The organism is Sphingobium abikonense NBRC 16140, from assembly GCF_001598335.1.
GTDB classification, from domain to species: domain Bacteria; phylum Pseudomonadota; class Alphaproteobacteria; order Sphingomonadales; family Sphingomonadaceae; genus Sphingobium; species Sphingobium abikonense.
On the sequence record NZ_BCYT01000007.1, the window covers coordinates 103,975 to 121,767 of the forward strand.

Annotated in this window: 20 protein-coding genes; 11 read left to right on the top strand and 9 right to left on the bottom strand. The window is 64.4% G+C overall.

What is annotated here, in order from left to right:
- The first annotated feature begins 129 nt into the window (after nucleotides 1-129).
- Both lptF and lptG read left to right on the top strand, forming a co-directional pair.
- A complete protein-coding gene (lptF, locus tag SAB01S_RS10330; RefSeq protein WP_062732939.1) occupies nucleotides 130-1,338 on the top strand; it encodes an LPS export ABC transporter permease LptF in 1,209 nt (402 codons plus the stop codon).
- A 3-nt stretch (nucleotides 1,339-1,341) separates the two neighbouring features.
- Nucleotides 1,342-2,442 (top strand): LPS export ABC transporter permease LptG, encoded by a 1,101-nt coding sequence (gene lptG, locus SAB01S_RS10335; protein WP_021225416.1) that lies wholly within the window; start codon nucleotides 1,342-1,344, stop codon nucleotides 2,440-2,442.
- Nucleotides 2,443-2,606: 164 nt separating this feature from the next.
- On the opposite strand, the gene SAB01S_RS10340 is transcribed toward lptG, so the two are convergent.
- Entirely contained in the window at nucleotides 2,607-3,677 is a 1,071-nt protein-coding gene (locus SAB01S_RS10340) for a fatty acid desaturase family protein (RefSeq protein WP_062732940.1), read from the bottom strand.
- 150 nt (nucleotides 3,678-3,827) lie between these two features.
- Between SAB01S_RS10340 and SAB01S_RS10345 the strand changes: the two genes are divergently transcribed.
- A complete protein-coding gene (locus SAB01S_RS10345) occupies nucleotides 3,828-4,985 on the top strand; it encodes a GNAT family N-acetyltransferase family protein (protein WP_062732941.1) in 1,158 nt (385 codons plus the stop codon).
- 9 nt (nucleotides 4,986-4,994) lie between these two features.
- On the opposite strand, the gene aroB is transcribed toward SAB01S_RS10345, so the two are convergent.
- On the bottom strand, nucleotides 4,995-6,107 hold the full coding sequence (aroB, locus tag SAB01S_RS10350) for a 3-dehydroquinate synthase (protein WP_062732942.1): 1,113 nt from the start codon (nucleotides 6,105-6,107) through the stop codon (nucleotides 4,995-4,997).
- Nucleotides 6,098-6,646: a shikimate kinase gene (locus SAB01S_RS10355; protein WP_062732943.1), complete on the bottom strand. Its 549-nt coding sequence runs from the start codon at nucleotides 6,644-6,646 to the stop codon at nucleotides 6,098-6,100. The genes aroB and SAB01S_RS10355 overlap by 10 nt, the downstream gene beginning before the upstream one ends.
- A 95-nt stretch (nucleotides 6,647-6,741) precedes the next feature.
- On the opposite strand from SAB01S_RS10355, the gene SAB01S_RS10360 reads away from it, so the two are divergent.
- From SAB01S_RS10360 to SAB01S_RS10380, 5 genes are all read left to right on the top strand, one after another.
- Entirely contained in the window at nucleotides 6,742-6,930 is a 189-nt protein-coding gene (locus SAB01S_RS10360; RefSeq protein ID WP_009821167.1) for a hypothetical protein, read from the top strand.
- Nucleotides 6,931-6,935: 5 nt separating this feature from the next.
- Nucleotides 6,936-8,780, top strand: a complete 1,845-nt coding sequence (locus SAB01S_RS10365; protein ID WP_062732944.1) for a hypothetical protein — start codon at nucleotides 6,936-6,938, stop codon at nucleotides 8,778-8,780.
- A 1-nt stretch (nucleotide 8,781) separates the two neighbouring features.
- Complete coding sequence (locus SAB01S_RS10370; RefSeq protein WP_062732945.1) at nucleotides 8,782-9,714, top strand: tyrosine recombinase; 933 nt, start codon at nucleotides 8,782-8,784, stop codon at nucleotides 9,712-9,714.
- Nucleotides 9,715-9,725: 11 nt separating this feature from the next.
- Nucleotides 9,726-10,670, top strand: coding sequence for an acetyl-CoA carboxylase carboxyltransferase subunit alpha (locus SAB01S_RS10375; protein WP_062732946.1), 945 nt, complete (start codon nucleotides 9,726-9,728; stop codon nucleotides 10,668-10,670).
- A gap of 85 nt (nucleotides 10,671-10,755) precedes the next feature.
- Nucleotides 10,756-12,228 carry a M48 family metalloprotease gene (locus SAB01S_RS10380; RefSeq protein WP_062732947.1) on the top strand — a complete coding sequence of 491 codons (1,473 nt, stop codon included), beginning with the start codon at nucleotides 10,756-10,758 and terminating at the stop codon, nucleotides 12,226-12,228.
- Between the two features lie 75 nt (nucleotides 12,229-12,303).
- Here SAB01S_RS10380 and SAB01S_RS10385 read toward each other — a convergent pair whose 3' ends face one another.
- Complete coding sequence (locus SAB01S_RS10385; protein WP_009821172.1) at nucleotides 12,304-12,468, bottom strand: Flp family type IVb pilin; 165 nt, start codon at nucleotides 12,466-12,468, stop codon at nucleotides 12,304-12,306.
- A gap of 139 nt (nucleotides 12,469-12,607) precedes the next feature.
- A complete protein-coding gene (locus SAB01S_RS10390) occupies nucleotides 12,608-12,793 on the bottom strand; it encodes a Flp family type IVb pilin (protein WP_009821173.1) in 186 nt (61 codons plus the stop codon).
- 85 nt (nucleotides 12,794-12,878) lie between these two features.
- Between SAB01S_RS10390 and SAB01S_RS10395 the strand changes: the two genes are divergently transcribed.
- Entirely contained in the window at nucleotides 12,879-13,286 is a 408-nt protein-coding gene (locus tag SAB01S_RS10395) for a (deoxy)nucleoside triphosphate pyrophosphohydrolase (RefSeq protein ID WP_062732948.1), read from the top strand.
- Nucleotides 13,287-13,506: 220 nt separating this feature from the next.
- Here the strand turns inward: SAB01S_RS10395 and bfr are convergent, their stop codons facing one another.
- The 3 genes from bfr to SAB01S_RS10410 form a co-directional block, all read right to left on the bottom strand.
- The gene (gene bfr / locus SAB01S_RS10400) at nucleotides 13,507-13,986 is read right to left on the bottom strand and encodes a bacterioferritin (RefSeq protein ID WP_062732949.1); all 480 of its coding nucleotides are present in this window, start codon (nucleotides 13,984-13,986) and stop codon (nucleotides 13,507-13,509) included.
- A gap of 147 nt (nucleotides 13,987-14,133) precedes the next feature.
- Complete coding sequence (locus SAB01S_RS10405) at nucleotides 14,134-14,304, bottom strand: (2Fe-2S)-binding protein (RefSeq protein ID WP_021225428.1); 171 nt, start codon at nucleotides 14,302-14,304, stop codon at nucleotides 14,134-14,136.
- A gap of 60 nt (nucleotides 14,305-14,364) precedes the next feature.
- Nucleotides 14,365-15,585, bottom strand: coding sequence for a DUF418 domain-containing protein (locus tag SAB01S_RS10410; protein WP_245646455.1), 1,221 nt, complete (start codon nucleotides 15,583-15,585; stop codon nucleotides 14,365-14,367).
- A gap of 57 nt (nucleotides 15,586-15,642) precedes the next feature.
- On the opposite strand from SAB01S_RS10410, the gene SAB01S_RS10415 reads away from it, so the two are divergent.
- Nucleotides 15,643-16,410 (top strand): methyltransferase domain-containing protein, encoded by a 768-nt coding sequence (locus SAB01S_RS10415; protein ID WP_062732951.1) that lies wholly within the window; start codon nucleotides 15,643-15,645, stop codon nucleotides 16,408-16,410.
- Nucleotides 16,411-16,456: 46 nt separating this feature from the next.
- The gene (locus SAB01S_RS10420; RefSeq protein WP_062732952.1) at nucleotides 16,457-16,993 is read left to right on the top strand and encodes a GNAT family N-acetyltransferase; all 537 of its coding nucleotides are present in this window, start codon (nucleotides 16,457-16,459) and stop codon (nucleotides 16,991-16,993) included.
- Between the two features lie 125 nt (nucleotides 16,994-17,118).
- Here the strand turns inward: SAB01S_RS10420 and SAB01S_RS18455 are convergent, their stop codons facing one another.
- Nucleotides 17,119-17,742: a hypothetical protein gene (locus SAB01S_RS18455; protein WP_157078320.1), complete on the bottom strand. Its 624-nt coding sequence runs from the start codon at nucleotides 17,740-17,742 to the stop codon at nucleotides 17,119-17,121.
- Between the last annotated feature and the right edge of the window lie 51 nt (nucleotides 17,743-17,793).

The following is a 17,793-nucleotide window of genomic DNA, read 5'->3' on the forward strand; positions in this document are numbered from 1 at the left end:
CAGACTCCTGGAAGCTATAGCCATCCGCATGGATCGGATGGCGAGCCCCTGTTCGCCCCGCAAACTTACCCGTTCCGATATGGGCGGGCTTTGCGGCCAAAACATGGTGATGGGACGACGACTTAGAGAATGCTGACCGCCACCGACCGATATCTCGCCCGCCTGATCGCCGTGCCGATGCTGGGCACGCTGGTGATCGCCGCAATGCTGCTGGTGCTCGACAAGATGTTGAGCCTGTTCGACTTTGTCGCGGCGGAGGGCGGGCCGGTCAGCGTGGTGTGGCGTATGCTGGCCAACATGCTGCCCGAATATCTGTCGCTCGGCATCCCGATCGGCCTGATGCTGGGCATATTGCTGGCGTTCCGCAAGCTTGCTTTGTCATCGGAACTGGACGTGATGCGCGCGGTCGGCCTGTCCTACGGCCGGCTGCTGCGCGTGCCTTATCTGTTTGCGATCGGGCTGGCGCTCATCAATTTCGGCATTGTGGGTTTCGTCCAGCCATTGTCGCGCCATGCCTATGAGGCGCTGCGGTTCGAGCTGCGGTCGGGCGCGCTGGGCGCGTCGATCAAGGTCGGCGAATTCACCAATCTGGGCAAGCGCATGACGCTGCGCATCGAGCGCAGCCGCGACCAGGGGCGCAATTTGCAGGGCATTTTCGTGCGCGCGACAAGCCGCGACGGCCAGTCGGTCGCGGTGACGGCGGCGCAGGGCACATTCCTGGCGACGGACGATCCCGATGTCATCATCTTCCGCCTGCGCGACGGCGTGCTGGTCAACGACGCGCCCAAATATAAGACGCCGCGCATCCTGTCCTTTTCCAGCCATGACCTGCCGATCGACCTGCCGCAGATCGAAAGTTTCCGCGGGCGCGACAATGACCGGGAAAAGACGATTCCCGAACTGGTGGTGATCGGCAAGAATCAGGCGACGCCCGCCAAGCTGCGCAACGAGGTGCGCGCCAATTTCCATTTCCGCATCGTGGAGGTGGTGTTCATGCTGTTGCTGCCGCTGGCGGCGCTGGCCTTTGCCATACCGCCCAAGCGATCGACATCGGCGCTGGGCGTGTTCCTGTCGATCGTGTTCATCGTAACCTATCACAAGGTCAATCAATATGGCGAAAGTGTGGGCGCTTTGGGCAAGATCGACCCGATCATCGCCCTGTGGGGGCCATTCCTGCTGGCGTCGGGCCTGGTGCTGTGGATGTATCATGTGATTGCCCATCGTCCGGGCGGGCAGCCGATCGCCGCGCTGGAATTCGCCTTTGCCAAGATCGGCAAGCAGGTCGGCCGGTTGCTCCGGCTGGGCCGGCGACGGCCTTCGGCGGAAGGAGCCGCCTGACCCATGCATGTCAATTTCTTCCCGTCGCGCCAGATCAGCCTTTACATGGCGCGGCTGTTCCTGACCCGCACCTTCGCCGTGCTGGCGATGCTGGTGGTGGTGCTCCAGACGCTCGACCTGCTGGGCAATTCGGGCGACATCCTGGCCTATCCCGGCAATAGCGACGCGCAGCTATGGCATTATGTCGGCCTGCGCGCGCCGCAGATCATCGCTACTTTCCTGCCCTTTTCCGTGCTGCTGGGCACGCTGGTGATGCTGGCGACGCTGAACCAGAATAGCGAGATCATCTCGATGAAGGCGGCCGGCCTGTCGGCGCACCAGATATTGGCGCCGCTGGTGCTGGCGGCGCTGGGCGTGTCGATCATCAGCTTCGTGTTCAACGAACGGATCGTGGTGCGATCAACCGCGGCGCTCAGCGCATGGGAGGCGGTGGATTATGGTCCGGTGCCGCCCGACAGCGGGGTCAAGTCCAACCCCTGGGTGCGCGACGGCAATAATCTGGTCAATGCGGCGATCGTCGCGGGACGCGGCACCGCCGTCCAGTTGCGGCAGGTGGAAATCTACAACCGCATCAACAACCGGCTGACGACGATCGTGCAGGCGCCCAAGGGCCATTATGACGCCGCGTCCAAAAGCTGGGTGCTGGAAGGCGCGCGCCAGTTCGACGTGGCGCGCGGCACGGTCAGCAATATCGGCACGGTCCGGTTCGGGCGCGATATCAGGCCCGATCAGTTCACGCTGGCGCGGGTCGACCCCGACGCGCTGACATTCCATGAACTGGAGGCGGCGATCAGCGACCTGCGCGACGCGGGACGGCCGACCAAGGAATTGGAAGGCAGTTTGTGGCACAAGCTGTCGGGGCCTTTGTCGGCGTTGCTGATGCCGATTTTGGGATCGGTCGCGGCCTTTGGCCTGGCGCGGTCCGGGCAGTTGTTCATGCGCGCCGTGCTGGGCATGGCGCTGGGCTTTGCCTATTTCGTGGCCGACAATTTCTCGCTCGCGATGGGCAATCTGGGGGCCTATCCGCCCGTGCTGGCGGCGTGGGCGCCCTTCTTCCTGTTCCTGCTGGTGGGCGAGACAGTGTTGTTCCGCACCGAGGAATAGGCACGAAAAAGGCCCCGGCGACCAAGGGGTGTCGCGCGGGGCCTCGCCTCTAGGGGGCGTCCCGGCCCTCATGAGGGGGAGGGGTAGGGCCGGAACAACCGGGATATGGGCAGGCGATTGCCCGTTTCAAGCTGAAACTGAAAAATTTTAAGGTTTCGCGCTTTTCAGGCTCGGCGCGTCATGGTGCTGCGTGCGATCTTGCCCACCAGCGGGATCATGCCGGTGTAATTGCCCCGGTGATAGGGCGATTCCGCGTCGATCATGGCCATCAGGCGGGCGTGGGCCGTGCCGAGCGCATGATAGGGCACGCTGGGCAGCAAATGATGCAGCGCATGATAGCGCAGGCCAACAGGCGCCCAGAGCGCCGGCAGGGTAGCCGGCGGCGGCACATTGACCGAATCGAGATATTGCGCGGTGACGGTCATCGCCTCGCCCTCATTTTCCCAGAGATGCGCGACCAGCGTGCGCAACTGGTTGATAACGGTCATGGCGGAGTGCACGGCCATATAGACAAGCAGCGGCTTCCACCCGAAGGCGAGGACGCTGCCGACCAGCGCCAGCGCGACGACGCAGGTGCCCGTTTCCTGCCAGGCCCATTGCCGTGCGAAATCGCCTTCTGGCGCGCGGCGGCGATAGGCCGGGTTGATCGAGAGCGCCGAAAATTCCGCCACCACCTTGCGGCGCAGCGCGGGGATCAGCAGCGACAGCGGCGTCAGCACGCCAAAGCGCAGGATGAGCCCGATGGGGGCGAGCGCGGCGACCAGGATGAACAGCGGCAGCGACCAGGGCTTCATCAGCGCCAGCGGCAGATATTCGGGGTCTTCCGCCGTGCCATAGCGGGTGCGGGCATGATGCTGGGTGTGCACGCCTTCGTACATGAAGGAGGGGATCATGAGCGGCAGGCCCGCGAGAAGGTTCCATCCCAGGCGGAACCCCGGCAGCGCGCCCTTGCGGATATGGGTCAGCTCATGGATGAAGCTGGCCGCCCGATAGAGGGCCAGCATCGAGACGAGGCCGCAGGCCAGGGCGACCGCCGGATTATCGACCAGGATCGCGCCCGCCAGCGCGCTCCAGCCAATCAGCGCGGAGGCCAGCAGGTCGGGCCAGTAGATGCGTGGGTCGGCATGCGCATAGTCGCGCGCCAGTTCGGCCGCCGCGCGCAGCATCACCGTATCGTCGGGAATGGCCGCGCGCGCGCGCTGGGCGGCGGCAAGTATGGGATCATGCACTGTCATGCGGCCCGTCCTAATCTCCAAATGCGCTCGATTCATGGCAGCACCATGTCATGTTTGGCCTCATAGCCGCAGGCGCGATGCACGTGATTGACATTGCGCAAACAAGCGCCGAACTGCACCGCATCCCTGTTATTTTCGAAGGCGGCATCCGTGGCGCATACTGATCTGGTTATCACTCCCGTTTCCGGCAAGGCCGATATGAAGGCGTTCATCGACCTGCCCTGGCGGCTTTATGCCAAGGACCCAAACTGGGTCCCGCCGCTGAAGGCCGAGGTCAAGGAATTGCTGACGCCGGGGAAGAATCCCTTTTTTGGCCATGCTAGTGCGCAATATTTTCTGGCGCGCCGCAACGGGCAGGTCGTGGGGCGCGTGTCCGCGCATATCGACGAGCTTGCGCTCGGCCAGCCTGCTGAACAGGGCATGGGGCCAGGCACCGGCAATTTCGGCCTGTTCGAGGCGGAGGATGCGCAGGTTGGTGAAGCGCTGATCGCGGCGGCCGAGCAGTGGCTGCGCGCGCAGGGCATGACACGCGTGCTGGGACCGATTTCGCTGTCCATCTGGGAAGAGCCGGGGCTGCTGGTCGAGGGCCATGACCATCCGCCCACGGTGATGATGGGGCATAATAGCCCGGCCTATCAGGCGATGATCGAAGGCGCGGGCTATGCGCCGGTCAAGCAGCTCAAGACCTATGAGCTGGATATCACACAGCAATTTCCGCCGCTCATTCAGCGCATCGTCCAGTCGGGCGAAAAAAATGGCCGCATTCGCATCCGCAATGTCGACAAGGCGAAGTTCGACCAGGAGGCGGCGATCATCCTTGGCATATTGAACGACGCCTGGGGGCAGAATTGGGGCTTCGTGCCGATCACCGACGCCGAAGTCGCGCATACCGGCAAGAAGCTGAAGCCGATCGTGTTCGAGGATCTGATCATGATCGCCGAGCTGGATGGCGAGCCGGTCGCGTTCATGATGACCCTGCCCGACCTTAACGAAGCGATCGGCCCGCTCAACGGATCGCTGTTTCCGTTCGGCTGGATCAAGCTGCTGCGCTGGCTGAAAAAGCCGCAGGTGCGCACGATGCGCGTGCCGCTGATGGGGGTGGTGCAGCGGCTGCAAAGTTCGCGCATGGCGAGCCAGCTGGCCTTCATGATGATCGAATATATCCGCCGCAATGCGATTACCCATTATGGCGCGACGCGTGGCGAGATCGGCTGGGTGCTGGACGATAATCAGGGCATGAACGCGATCGCCGACGCGATCGAGAGCCGGGTGAACAAGGTGTACCAGATTTACGAGAAGGCGCTGTAGGCCGGGAACTTACAGCGCATCGGCGCGATCCTGGTCCAGGAAGGCGGCGACGTCGTCCAGCGCGACATCCTTCGACAGGAAGGTCTGGCCGATGCCGCGCGCCAGCAGGAAGGGCAGGGTGCCGCTCGCCATCTTCTTGTCATGCAGCATATGCCCGACCAGCGTTGCGCCATCCGCGCCGACGCGGGCGCTGGCAAGGTCGTGCGGCAGGCCGACGGCCTTCAAATGCGCGGTGACGCACGCGGCGTCCTCGGCCGGGCACAGGCCAAGGCGGGCGGAGTAGCGGAAGGCGAGCGCCATGCCAGCCGCGACCGCTTCGCCATGCAGCAACGTGTCGGAAAAGCCGGTATCGGCCTCCAGCGCGTGGCCGAATGTGTGGCCAAGGTTGAGCAAGGCGCGGCGGCCGGAGGTCTCGCGTTCGTCGTCCGCGACGATCGCCGCCTTGGCCGCCACGCTTTTTTCGATGGCATGGGTGCGCGCGGCAGCATCGCCCGCAAGCAGGCGGTGGCCATCGCTTTCGCACCAGGCGAAGAAATCGGGATTGTCGATCAGGCCATATTTGACGACTTCGGCATAGCCGGCGCGGGTTTCGCGCGGCGGCAGGCTGTCGAGCGTGGCAGGGTCGATCAGGACCAGCGCGGGCTGGTAGAAGCTGCCGACCAGATTCTTGCCCGCGCGGGTGTTGATCGCGGTCTTGCCGCCGACCGACGAATCGACCTGCGCCAGCAAGGTGGTGGGCAGCTGTACGAAATGGCAGCCGCGCTTGAGGATGGAGGCGGCAAAGCCGACCAGATCGCCAATGACGCCGCCGCCCAACGCGACGATATGGTCGCCCCGTTCGATCTCCAGGCCAAGCAGGGCGTCGAGCAACTGTTCCAGATGCCGCCAGCTCTTGGTCTGTTCGCCCGGCGGCAGGATGATGGGTTCGATCCCGACATTGGCGGCGCGCAGGCTGGCGTCGAGGCGAGGCAGCTGCGCGGCGGCAACGTTGGCGTCGGTGACGACCACAAGCCGGCCGCCCCGGGCGAAACGGGCAAGCTGGTCCCCGGCGCGGTCGAGCGCGCCCTGTTCGATCACGATGTCGTAGCTGCGCGCGTCCAGCGCGACCCGGACTAAGGCCATTGCGTCAATTGCTCCATGATGCGGTCGACCGCGACTTCGTGCGGGGCTGCGATGCTCTTCACATGAATGGGGGCGAGCGCGTAGACAGGGTTGCGCACCGCCGCCAATTCGGTGAGCACGGTGCGCGGATCGCGATCCTTGAGCAGCGGCCGGCTTTCGCGGCGGGACACGCGGTCGACCAATATGTCGATGTCGGCGTCGAGCCAGATGGCGGTGGCGGCCTCCAGGATCAGGCGGCGGGTTTCATCCTGCATGAAGGCGCCGCCGCCGGTCGCGATCACCTTGGGCGCGCCGTCGAGCAGGCGGGCGATCACACGCCGTTCGCCGTCGCGGAAATAGGCTTCGCCATAGCGTTCGAAAATCTCGCTGACGCTCATGTCAGCCGCCTTCTCAATCTCTTCATCCGCGTCGACGAAGGCGAGTCCCAGGCGCGCTGCCAAGCGGCGGCCGACGGTCGATTTGCCCACGCCCATCATGCCCACCAGGACGATGGGACCGCGCCTGCCGGGGCTGTGCGGGATTTTGCTGTTTCGTTGCATGGCAGGCGGGGCTATACAGCCAGCCGTCACTGAGGCAAATCGCATCTTTCCAAGTCACCCGGCCTTGCAGGCCCGGACAGCCAAGCCAAGGACCCATGAAGAATAATCGCACCTTCAGCAGTTTCGAGGGCAGTGCACGTCGCCGTGGCGGCCGCTTGCCGATCATTCCCATCGTCATCGTCATTCTGGTCGTCGCGCTGCTCGCCTTCTTCTGGTCGCGCGGTGGTGAAAAGCCGCAGCAGCGCGTCGAAAAGGTCATCCCCGCCGAGAAGCTGGGTCAGTAAGGCCGATGCGCTGGCCGCGGGGGAACGCCAAATGGGCGCTGGGCAGCTTCGCGCTTGCCCTGACCTTGCCCGTGGTTGCGCAGCAGGCGCCCGAATCGTTGCTGCCGCCCGGATTTGGCGATGCGCCCGAGACGCCCGCGCCCCGTCCGTCGCGCCCCGCGACGCCAGCGCCGGGCGGCACGCCTGCGCCCGCACCGGCAACGCCAGCGGCTCCTGCGGCCGTGCCGATGGTGCAGCCGCTCGATCCATCCTTGAGCGCGGCGCTGGGCGACGAGGCCGCCAACGCGGCCGAGGACGAACTGACGCCCGAGGAAATCGCGGCGGAAAAGGCCAAATATGACCTGCCTGACAGCGCGCGCCGGTCGCTGGACCGCATCGGCCCGCTGACGCCGCAGACGCGGGGGTTCGAACCGGACGCCTTTGGCAATGAACAGGGCCAATATCTCGCCGCGCTGATGCGCAGCACCCATGCGCCGATCGTGTCGCGCTGGGCCTCCATCCTGCTGCGCCGCGCGCTGCTGAGCGCGACCGATACGCCGCGCGGGATCAATGGCGCGGACTGGGCGGCGGAGCGGGCCTGGCTGTTGCTGCGCATGGGCGAGGCCGACAGCGCGCGGCTGATGGTGCAGAGCGTCGACGCGGACCAGTTTACGCCGCGCCTTTATGCAGTGGCGATGGAAACCTATCTCGCGGCGGCCGATCCCGCTGGCCTGTGCCCGCTGTCAGCCGGGGCGCTGCGCACCAGCAAGGCACCGGGATGGGACATGACGCGTGCGATATGCCCGGCGCTGTCGGGCGATCAAGGCACGGCGAGCGGCGCGCTCAACCAGGCGCAGCGGCGCGGCGTGGTGCGCGGCATCGACTATAGGCTGGCGGAGAAGGTCGTCGGCACCGGGTTCAACGCGCGGCGGTCGGTCAATATCGAATGGGACGGGGTGGATCGGCTGACCGCCTGGCGCTTTGGCCTGGCGACCGCGCTCAATGTCGAGATACCCGATGATCTGTATGCGACGGTCGGGCCGCATGTGCGGGCGTGGGAAGCGCGCGCGCCCGCGCTCAGCCCCATGCGACGCCGGCCGGGCGCGGATATTGCCGCGCGGCTGGGCGTGTTTTCGAGCGCGGCGCTGGTGGGTTTCTATAGCCAGATCGACAGCGAGGGCGACAGCTCCGGCGAGGTTGCGGATCGGATCGACGCGCTGCGCACCGCCTTTGCGGGCAACACGGTGCGCGACCGGATCGGGGCGATGCGGACATGGTGGGGCGACGGGGCGCGGCCCGATTATGTCGGGCTGATCGCGACGGCGCGGGCGGCCGCGGCCTTGCCGGTGGCGCAGGCGGACGGGCAGGATGCCGCCAATCTTGTCGGATCGATGCTGACCGCCGGCTATGATCGCAATGCCGCGCGCTGGGCGCGGGCGATCGGCCAGCTGGACGGCGATGGCGCCAGCCAGGTCTGGGCCTTGCTGGCGGTGGGCGCGCCAAGCCCGGTGGTGGACATCAACAGCAGCCGGGTGTCGTCCTATATCGACGTCATGGGCGCGGACAAAGGCCGGGCGCTGATCGCGGCGCTGGCCGGCTTGTCGCGCCTGTCGCCGCAGGATGCCGGATCGCTGGCGCAGGATAATGGCCTGTCGATGGCGGCGGGCAGCCGCTGGGCGCGCGCGATCGGCGCGGCGGCGCAGCGCGGCGAAAAGGCGACGGTGGCGTTGCTGGCGGCTGTCGGCATGCAGGGCCAGGACTGGAGCGGATTGCCCGCGACGCATCTCTATCATGTGGTGGCGGCGCTGCATCGGGTGGGCCTCGACCCCGAAGCGCGGATGATCGCGGCCGAGGCGCTCAGCCGCAGCTGATATGGGGCAGGAAGATGCCGTCCTGATCGACCGCTTTCTGGAGATGATGGCGGCGGAACGCGGGGCGTCGCGCAACACGCTGATGGCCTATCGCACCGACCTGACCGGCGCGGGCGACCTGCTGGGCGGACTGGCCGGCGCGGACAAGGCGGCGTTGGGGACGCTGGCGGCCCTTTGGGCGCGCCTGGCGGCATCGTCGGTGGCGCGCAAGGCGTCGGCGCTGCGGGCCTTTTACGGATTTCTGGAGGAAGAGGGGCTGCGGGCGGATAACCCGTCCGCCGCCCTGCCGCGCCCGGTGACGCGCCGGCCGTTGCCCAAGATATTGTCGACCGCCGAGGTCGACCGGCTGTTCGCGCTGATCGCCGAGCGGCTGGCGGCGGAAAACCCAGCGCCGCTGGACCTGAGGCTGTCGGCCTTGATCGAGCTGCTCTACGGATCGGGCTTGCGCGCGACCGAACTGGTGTCGCTGCCGCGCCGCGCGCTGGCGGCGGATCGCCCGTTCCTGATCCTGAAGGGCAAGGGCGCGCGCGAGCGGCTGGTGCCGATTTCCGACCGGGCGCGGGCGGCGGTATCCGCCTGGCTGGCCCATGTGCCTGGGGACAGCGCCTGGCTGTTCCCGTCGGGGAAAAGCCATTTGAGCCGCATTCGCCTGTATCAACTGGTGAAGGCGCTGGCCGGGGCGGCGGGGATCGCGCCGGAACGGGTCAGCCCGCATGTTCTGCGTCATGCTTTTGCGACGCATTTGCTGGAAGGGGGCGCGGACCTGCGTGCCTTGCAGGCCATGCTGGGTCATGCCGATATCGGCACGACGCAAATCTACACCCATGTCGATAGCCGCCGGCTGGTCGAGCTGGTGAACCAGCGCCACCCCTTAGCGACAATGGCGCTGCGGCAGCCGCAACGCCGCGTTGACGACGCGCCGCCATCGCCTTAACGCCATCGCCCATGGTAAGTTTTCTGGAATTCGAAAAGCCGATCGCGGAGCTGGAAGCGCGCATCGTGGAATTGCGCGCCACCGCGAGCGTGGGCGACATCAATATCGATGGCGAGATCGCGACGCTGGAGCAGCGCGCGGCCAAGCTGCTGGCCGACACCTATGCCAAGCTGACGCCGTGGCAGAAGACGCAGGTGGCGCGCCATCCCGACCGGCCGCACTTCAAGGATTATGTCGCGGGACTGTTCGACAATTTCATGCCGCTGGCCGGCGACCGCGCCTTTGCCGACGATCAGGCGATATTGGGCGGATTCGCGACGCTGGGCGAGCGCAAGGTCATGGTGATCGGCCATGAAAAGGGCGACGATACGGCAAGCCGCGTGCGCCACAATTTCGGCATGGCCAAGCCCGAAGGCTATCGCAAGGCGATCCGCCTGATGGAACTGGCCGACCGCTTCGGCTTGCCGGTGGTGACGCTGGTCGACACGTCGGGCGCTTTCCCAGGCGTGCAGGCGGAGGAGCGCGGCCAGGCCGAAGCCATTGCGCGATCGACCGAGGCGTGCCTGAAGCTGGGCGTGCCGATGGTGGCCGCGGTGGTGGGCGAAGGCGGATCGGGCGGCGCGATTGCGCTGGCGGCCGCCAATCGCGTGCTGATGTTCGAACATGCGGTCTATTCGGTGATCTCCCCCGAAGGCTGCGCGTCGATCCTGTGGCGCACCGCCGACAAGGCGAGTGATGCGGCGACTGCGATGCAGGTGACGGCACAGCATCTGAAAGGGCTGGGCGTCATCGACCGGATCGTGGCCGAGCCGGTGGGCGGCGCGCATCGCGAACCGGTCGAGGCGATCGCCAATCTGGGCGCGGCGATCGAGGCCGAACTGGACTCGCTCGACGCGATGGACGCCGATGCGCTGCGCACAGACCGGGCGGACAAGTTTCTGGCGATCGGCGCCTGATCGCCTGACGACATTTTCACGGAACGTCCCGCCGGGGTTGCTTGTTACGTCAGGGTAATGGCGTAACTTCCAGGGGTGAGGGTGTATGAAGTGGACTTTGGCGCTGGGCGGCACCGGCGCGGCGCTGGCGATGGCTTTGAGCGCGCCGGCGGTGATCGGGCAGCAGCGGGCAATCCGCACCGTGTCGTCGATCAGTCAGCAAGACAAGGCGTCGGGCGCAAAGCAACATCCTGAATTGCTGAGGGAATTTGGCGGTCCCTATGCCGGGCCGCAGGCGCGCTATGTCGAGACGGTGGGGCGGCGCATTGCCGTGCAGTCGGGCCTGTCCAATGCGCAGAGCGACTTCACCGTCACCTTGCTCAATTCCCCGGTCAACAACGCCTTCGCGATCCCCGGCGGCTATGTCTATGTGACGCGGCAGTTGATGGCGCTGATGAATGACGAGGCCGAACTGGCGGGCGTGCTGGGCCATGAGGTCGGCCATGTCGCCGCGCAGCATGGGCAGAGGCGGCAGAAGACGGCGCAGCGCAACGCGATTGGCGGCGCATTGTTGCAGGTGCTGACTGGCGCGTTGCTGGGCGATTCGGGCTTTGCCGGGCTGATCCAGCGGGGCATCGGCACGGGCAGCCAATTGCTGACGCTCAAATTTTCGCGCAGCCAGGAATATGAGGCGGATGACCTGGGCATCCGATATCTGGCGGCGGGCGGCTATGATCCGCGCGCCCTGTCCGACATGCTGGCGTCGCTGGCGGCGCAGAGCAATCTCGACGCGCGGGTGGCGGGCAGCGCGCGTTCCATGCCGGAATGGGCGAGCACCCACCCCGACCCCGCATCGCGCGTCGACCGCGCGGCGCGCGAGGCGCAGGCCACGCGGTCGACCAGCACGACGCGCAATCGCGACGTGTTTCTCGCCGCGCTGGATGGCGTGCTCTATGGCGACGATCCCAAGCAGGGGGTGATCGACGGCAACCGGTTCCGGCACCCCGATCTGCGGCTGAGCTTTGCCGCGCCGAGCGGGTTCGGGATGGAAAATGGCAGCGATGCCGTGTCGATCACGGGGTCCGGCGGGCAGGCGCAATTCGGGACGGCCGCCTATCGCGGCGATTTGAGCGCCTATATCGACAGCGTCTTTGCCGCCCTGGGCGATGGCAAGGGCGTGCCGGGCGGGTCGGTGAGCCGCACGACGATCAACGGCATTCCGGCCGCATGGCGGACGGTGCGGGCGACCAGCCAGTCGAGCCAGGTGGATGCAACGGTGTTTGCCTATGATTTTGGTGGCGGCAAGGCCTATCACTTCCTGCTGCTGACGCCGGCGGGGCGGGGCATTGGCCCCTTCACGTCCATGGTGCAGTCGGTGGAGCGGCTGTCGGCGAAGGATGCGGCGGCGATCAAGCCGCGCCGGATCGACGTAGTGACGGTGAAGGCGGGCGACACGGTTCAGTCCTTGAGCCGGCGCATGGCCTATGGCGATCTTCAACTGGAACGGTTCCTGACGATCAACGCGCTGGACGCCAATGCGACGCTGCGGCCGGGGCAGAAGGTCAAGATCGTCGTCTGAGGCCCGATCAGGACAATATAAAAGGGCGGCGGACATGGTGTCCGCCGCCCTTTTTCAATCAGTCAGTGTCGCGACTTACTGGTCCAGGTTGTCGCTGACGCTGTTGAAGGTGTTCTTGAGGTTGCCACCCAGGCTGGTCATGGCGCCGATGGCGGCGACAGCGATAAGCGCGGCGATCAGGCCGTATTCAATCGCGGTGGCACCCTTTTCATTCTTCAGCATCTTACGGACGAACTGCATTTCATGTCTCCTTGATGGACATACGCACTAAAACTACCCCGCCGCCCCCGTTTGATTTGTTCGTGGTCAGCGATGACCGAACTACCGTCTTTCGGTTGAAAATTGTTTAATGGTCGTCGGGACTGTAAAAATCTTATGGTTAAGCGTTGGTAACCTTATTATCGACGTCGTCCCACATATGGATGGTTCGTTCAGCGACGTTGGACAAAGCGACCAGCATGGCGAGCACGATCATCGCGAGGATGAGGCCATATTCGACCGCCGTGGCACCGCGTTCGCATTTGATGAGCCCCTGTCGGGCGATGATGTCGATAAGCCCGCGCATGCGTTTCCCCAGTTCGCTACAGACAGTCCCGGACAGATGTGTAAAGCGGGGAGGGTTAACAAATAGCCCTTGAGTATCCCCTGAAATGACGTCTTTTTCTCCCCTGCTGGTGGTCGCTGTCGCTTTGGTGGACGCCGAGGGGCGGGTATTGTTGCAGCAGCGCCCGCCGGGTAAGCCCATGGCGGGCCTGTGGGAATTTCCCGGCGGCAAGGTGGAGGCGGGGGAAACGCCCGAAGCCGCGCTGGTGCGCGAACTGGAGGAAGAACTGGGTATCGCGACGCAGGAAAGCTGCCTGGCGCCCGCGAGTTTCGCCAGCGAAGCGCTGGGCGACCGGCATTTGCTGCTGCTGCTTTATGTCTGCCGCAAATGGCGGGGGGTGCCCGAGGCGCGCCATGCGACCGCGCTCAGCTGGAAGCGGCCGGCGCAGATGTATGCGCTGAACATGCCGCCTGCGGACCTGCCGCTGATCGGGTTGCTCGACGCCTTGCTGTAACGACAAAGGGAGCGCGCCTTGTCCAGGCACGCCCCCTTTTAGAGCGCCGAGCGTAAAAATCGGGATCACTTATTTCCGTTCGCCCTGAGTAGTCGCTGAGCCTGTCGAAGCGGCGTATCGAAGGGTCCTTCGATACAGGCCCTCGACGAGCTCGGTCCTTACTCAGGACGAACGGGTCAGATTTATGGCTCGATGCTCCAGCTGCGCGTCGGAGCCGCGATCAGTCCTCGACGGGTCGGCTTTGCAGCTGGATATAATTCTGGATGCCCATGCGTTCGATCATTTCGAACTGGGTTTCCAGCGTGTCGACATGCTCCTCCTCGCTCTTGAGGATATAGTCGAACAGGTCGCGGCTGACGAAATCGCGGATCGATTCGCAATGGGCGATCGCTTCGCGTAGAACCGGCAGCGCCTCATATTCCAGCTCAAGATCGGCTTTCAGGATTTCCTCCACCGTCTCGCCGATCTTGAGGCGGCCGAGCAGCTGGAAATTGGGCAAGCCGTCGAGGAACAGGATGCGCTCCGCCAGCTTGTCGGCATGCTTCATCTCGTCGATGGATTCTTCATATTCGAACTTGGCGAGCTTCTTGACGCCCCAATGGTCGAGCATGCGGTAATGGAGGAAATATTGGTTGATCGCGGTCAGCTCATTCTTGAGGACCTCGTTCAGATATTCGATGACCTTGGCGTCGCCCTTCATGGCGCTATACTCCGAATTGCGGGAACGGAGCGACTATAGCGGGGCGGATAGCGGCTGTTAAGCTGAAAAACCGCAGAAATCAGCCATTTATTGCGATGCTATTGCTTCGGGTTCGCGCGCATGGGCTGCGCATGATTTGCATTTGTGTCAGGCGGACGCGCGCTCGGCCGCGATGATCGTGCGGGCGAAGGATACGCACTGGCCGCATTTGGGGCGGCGGCCATATTGAGCATAGGCGCTGCATGGCGTGTCCGCGCCGTTGCGCGCGGCTTCCCGCACGTCCTTTTCCCGAATGGCATTACAAACGCAGACGACCATATGCGATGCTCTCCAGTGTGACGGAGAGATAGCCTATATGATAATAGGTCGCAATAGTAATCAGCTGCTCTTGCGAATCTTTTGCGGTTGCGCGCGAACCAGGCTGCGCCATAGCCATTCAGCGGGGCCAATGGCGAATCGATTGGCATAGGGTTGCGACCAGAGCAGCATCGCCGCCCAGCCCACGGCGACGAACAGCGGCAGCGCGCCGAGCGGGACATGGGCGAAATTGCCAAGGCCCCAGCCGTAGAAGATGGTGGTCATGAGAAGGCTGGTGCCCAGATAATTGCTGAGCGCGAGGCGGCCGGCAGCGCCCAGGCGCGAGGCGAGGGGATGGCCGGGATTGCGGGTGAAGAGCCAGAGGATGAGCGCGGCCCAGCCAACGCTCAGCGGCACGCGGAAGGGGAAAGACCAGGCAAGCGCGGTGCCGAGCGCCGGCAGCGCGGCAAAGCCGCTGACCCAGACCCATGCCGCCAGCGCGATCATCGGCGGCACGCCGATCAGGAAGCAATGGCGGGCGGTGCGGCGATATTGATCCGCATCCCAGCGGCCGGTGAGAAAGCCGCTTTTGAGCATGGCCATGCCAAGCAGCATGAAGCCGAGCGTTTCGAGCGCGCTGAGCATGAAGCCCAGCGACCAGCTGCGCGGCAGATCGACGATCTTGTGCGACAGGATGGAGAGGAAATCGCCGCGGTACAGGGCGATTTCGCGTTGGACCACGGGGCTGGCGGGGTCGGACAGGCTGGCGGCGAAGGAGGCGAAACCCGCTGTGCCGCCGCTGGCGTGGCTCCAGGCGTAGAAGGACGCGACATAGCCGGCGACGAGCAGGAAATGCAGCAGGAAGAACAGGAATGCGGCCTTGACCAGCTGCATCGGGTCGCGATGGACGAAGCGCAGCGCGGCAAGCCCGACGAGCGCATAGAGCGTCAATATGTCGCCCCACCAGAGCAGCAGATAATGCGCCGCGCCAATGACGAACAGCCAGCCCGCGCGGACCATCTGGGTGCGGGCGCCGTTGCGCCCGGCCATCTCCTCCCGGTCGATCAGCAGCAGCATCGATGCGCCGAACAGCATTGCGAACAGCCCGCGCATCTTGCCATCGACCAGGATCAGGCTGGTCGCCCAGAAGGCGATGTCGCCTGCACTGAGCGGACCGGCGGCGGCCGGATCGATATAGGCGCTTTGCGGCTGGGCGAAGGCGGTGATGTTCATCCACAATATGCCCATGACCGCGCAGCCGCGCAGAACGTCCATGGCGGGAATGCGGGAGGATGGGGGCATGGGGAAATCCTTGAAGATGCTGGTCAGCGGCGAACGGCTCTGCCAAGGGGCCTAGCCATGAACGAGGGGCGCAAGCAACGGATAAGCGATGCATTCGGCGCGGCGGCGACGCATTATGACGATCATGCCGGGCCGCAGCGCTTCGCCGCGCGGCTGGTGGCGGACCTGGCGCAGCGGCAACGCCCGAGTGGCGTCGTGCGCATATTGGAGATTGGCTGCGGCACCGGATTGCTGACCCGCGACATTCAGGCGCGCTGGCCCGGCGCGCAGCTGGTCGTGACCGACCTGTCGCCCGCTATGCTCGACCGGGCGGCGGCGCAGGGGCTGGTGGGCGGCACATTCCTGGCGATGGACGGGGAATCGCCGCCGTTCGAGGGGCCGTGGTTCGACCTTATCCTGTCCAGCCTGGCCTTCCAGTGGTTTGACGATCTGCCGGGCGCGATCGGGCGGCTGGCGAGCCTGCTGACGCCGGGCGGAAGCCTGATCTTCTCGACCATGGGGCAGGACAGTTTTGCCGCCTGGCGCGCGGCGCATGATGCGTGCGAGGTGGCGGCCGGGGTGCCGGACTATCCGTCGCTGGAGGCGGTCCGGGCGATGCTGCGGGCATATGACGACAGCTTCGCCTTTGACGAGAGGGTGCCGCTGGACTGCGGCGGCGCGCGCGGGCTGATCGCGCACCTGAAGGGCATCGGCGCGGTGGTGCCGGAAACGGGGCGCAGGCCCCTGACGCCGGCGCAGCTGCGCGCGGCTATGGCTGCGTTCGATGCTGCGAGCGGCACGGACGCCTATCAGATTCTGTTCGGGCGGGTGACGCGCGCGGGTTGAGGGCGCAGCGGTTGCGCGGGGGCGCGCAGACTGGCATCCAGCGGCCATGTCCCATGATGATCTGACCATCAGGCGGGCGGAACCGGCCGATGCGGCCGCCCTGTCCGCGCTCAAGCTCGCCGCGTTTCGGGAGACGTTTCTCGACGGCTTCGCCATTCCCTATCCGCCCGCCGATCTGGCGCGGTTCGAGGCGGATAGCTATGGCGAGGGGACGGTGGCGCGCGAACTGGCTGCGCCCGATCATGCGACCTGGGTGGCGCAGGCGCGCGACGGGCGGCTGCTCGCCTATGCCCATGCCGGCCCTTGCAAATTGCCGCACCCGCAGGCGTCGGCGGCGCAGGGGGAATTATACCAGCTCTATGCGCTCAATGCCGCGCAGGGCCGGGGCGTGGGCCGGGCGCTGATGGAGGCGGCGCAGGGCTTGCTGGCGCAAGCCTTTCCCGGTCCGCAATGGCTGGGCGTATGGTCCGGCAACGCGCTGGCGCAGGCCTTCTACGCCAAGCGCGGCTTTGAGAAGGTCGGCGATTACGGGTTCAAGGTTGGCGACTGGACCGATGCGGAGTTCATCTACCGGCGCGGGTGATTGCGCGGGGTGGGGTCAAATTTTCGGCGTCGGAAATCTCATGCAATGTGAGATTTAACCACTAGCGATAAACTTCAAAAAATCCGCGTAATTTCCAGTTGAGAAGAGGCTGATATCATAAAATTCTACTGTCCAGGCTCATAGGATAACACTTGCAGATCGGGACTTCCCTGCCTTAAATAATTGAGTGTATTAGAATCTACATAAATCGTGCATTTAAAAATTTCACAGCTTCTTATATCGCAATTCTGTAGCCCAGTGGCAGCATAGGCTGGTATATTTTTATGGGTATTCAGTAATACAAAATCACAATTATGAAAATTGTTTCTGACTATAGTGTTGTCTAAAAGAAGTATCAAATTCGCTGGACCAACCAATTCGCAACTATAAAAGCGTTTATTCCGAATTAAATTGGAAACGGGATGGGCAATATCGAGCAGTTTTATCCGACGGTTTTCAAAATACTCCGAAAGCGGATTTATATCTTCAGCGTCTTTTGACCATTTAATAGTCGCTTTTGCTGACGCGATTGTTTCCCATGCGAGGGCACCAGCAAAAATGATAACGGAAATGAGAAATGCCGCTAACAGGCCAATGCCCACCCAAGCGACCAGACCATAGGGTTTCAATGCTTCGGACCAGCTGCCTACCCAACCCGTAAAAGTCCCGCCTACGAAGCTAATCACTATTGGCCAAAGATTTTTGACGCTGCTTGCTATTGCTAGAACTTGACTTGTTTTCTTTAGCAACGATTTTGCTCCAAATCAGGATGCACCTTTTTGCCAAAAACTTCGTCGGTA

Excerpts from the sequence above, each read along its gene's own strand:
- lptF (WP_062732939.1), top strand. The coding sequence starts at position 130 with ATGCTGACCGCCACCGACCGATATCTCGCCCGCCTGATCGCCGTGCCG.
- lptG (WP_021225416.1), top strand. The coding sequence starts at position 1,342 with ATGCATGTCAATTTCTTCCCGTCGCGCCAGATCAGCCTTTACATGGCG.
- SAB01S_RS10340 (WP_062732940.1), bottom strand. The coding sequence starts at position 3,677 with ATGACAGTGCATGATCCCATACTTGCCGCCGCCCAGCGCGCGCGCGCG.
- aroB (WP_062732942.1), bottom strand. The coding sequence starts at position 6,107 with ATGGCCTTAGTCCGGGTCGCGCTGGACGCGCGCAGCTACGACATCGTG.
- SAB01S_RS10355 (WP_062732943.1), bottom strand. The coding sequence starts at position 6,646 with ATGCAACGAAACAGCAAAATCCCGCACAGCCCCGGCAGGCGCGGTCCC.
- SAB01S_RS10360 (WP_009821167.1), top strand. The coding sequence starts at position 6,742 with ATGAAGAATAATCGCACCTTCAGCAGTTTCGAGGGCAGTGCACGTCGC.
- SAB01S_RS10365 (WP_062732944.1), top strand. The coding sequence starts at position 6,936 with ATGCGCTGGCCGCGGGGGAACGCCAAATGGGCGCTGGGCAGCTTCGCG.
- SAB01S_RS10370 (WP_062732945.1), top strand. The coding sequence starts at position 8,782 with ATGGGGCAGGAAGATGCCGTCCTGATCGACCGCTTTCTGGAGATGATG.
- SAB01S_RS10375 (WP_062732946.1), top strand. The coding sequence starts at position 9,726 with ATGGTAAGTTTTCTGGAATTCGAAAAGCCGATCGCGGAGCTGGAAGCG.
- SAB01S_RS10380 (WP_062732947.1), top strand. The coding sequence starts at position 10,756 with ATGAAGTGGACTTTGGCGCTGGGCGGCACCGGCGCGGCGCTGGCGATG.
- SAB01S_RS10385 (WP_009821172.1), bottom strand. The coding sequence starts at position 12,468 with ATGCAGTTCGTCCGTAAGATGCTGAAGAATGAAAAGGGTGCCACCGCG.
- SAB01S_RS10390 (WP_009821173.1), bottom strand. The coding sequence starts at position 12,793 with ATGCGCGGGCTTATCGACATCATCGCCCGACAGGGGCTCATCAAATGC.
- SAB01S_RS10395 (WP_062732948.1), top strand. The coding sequence starts at position 12,879 with ATGACGTCTTTTTCTCCCCTGCTGGTGGTCGCTGTCGCTTTGGTGGAC.
- bfr (WP_062732949.1), bottom strand. The coding sequence starts at position 13,986 with ATGAAGGGCGACGCCAAGGTCATCGAATATCTGAACGAGGTCCTCAAG.
- SAB01S_RS10405 (WP_021225428.1), bottom strand. The coding sequence starts at position 14,304 with ATGGTCGTCTGCGTTTGTAATGCCATTCGGGAAAAGGACGTGCGGGAA.
- SAB01S_RS10410 (WP_245646455.1), bottom strand. The coding sequence starts at position 15,585 with ATGCCCCCATCCTCCCGCATTCCCGCCATGGACGTTCTGCGCGGCTGC.
- SAB01S_RS10415 (WP_062732951.1), top strand. The coding sequence starts at position 15,643 with ATGAACGAGGGGCGCAAGCAACGGATAAGCGATGCATTCGGCGCGGCG.
- SAB01S_RS10420 (WP_062732952.1), top strand. The coding sequence starts at position 16,457 with ATGTCCCATGATGATCTGACCATCAGGCGGGCGGAACCGGCCGATGCG.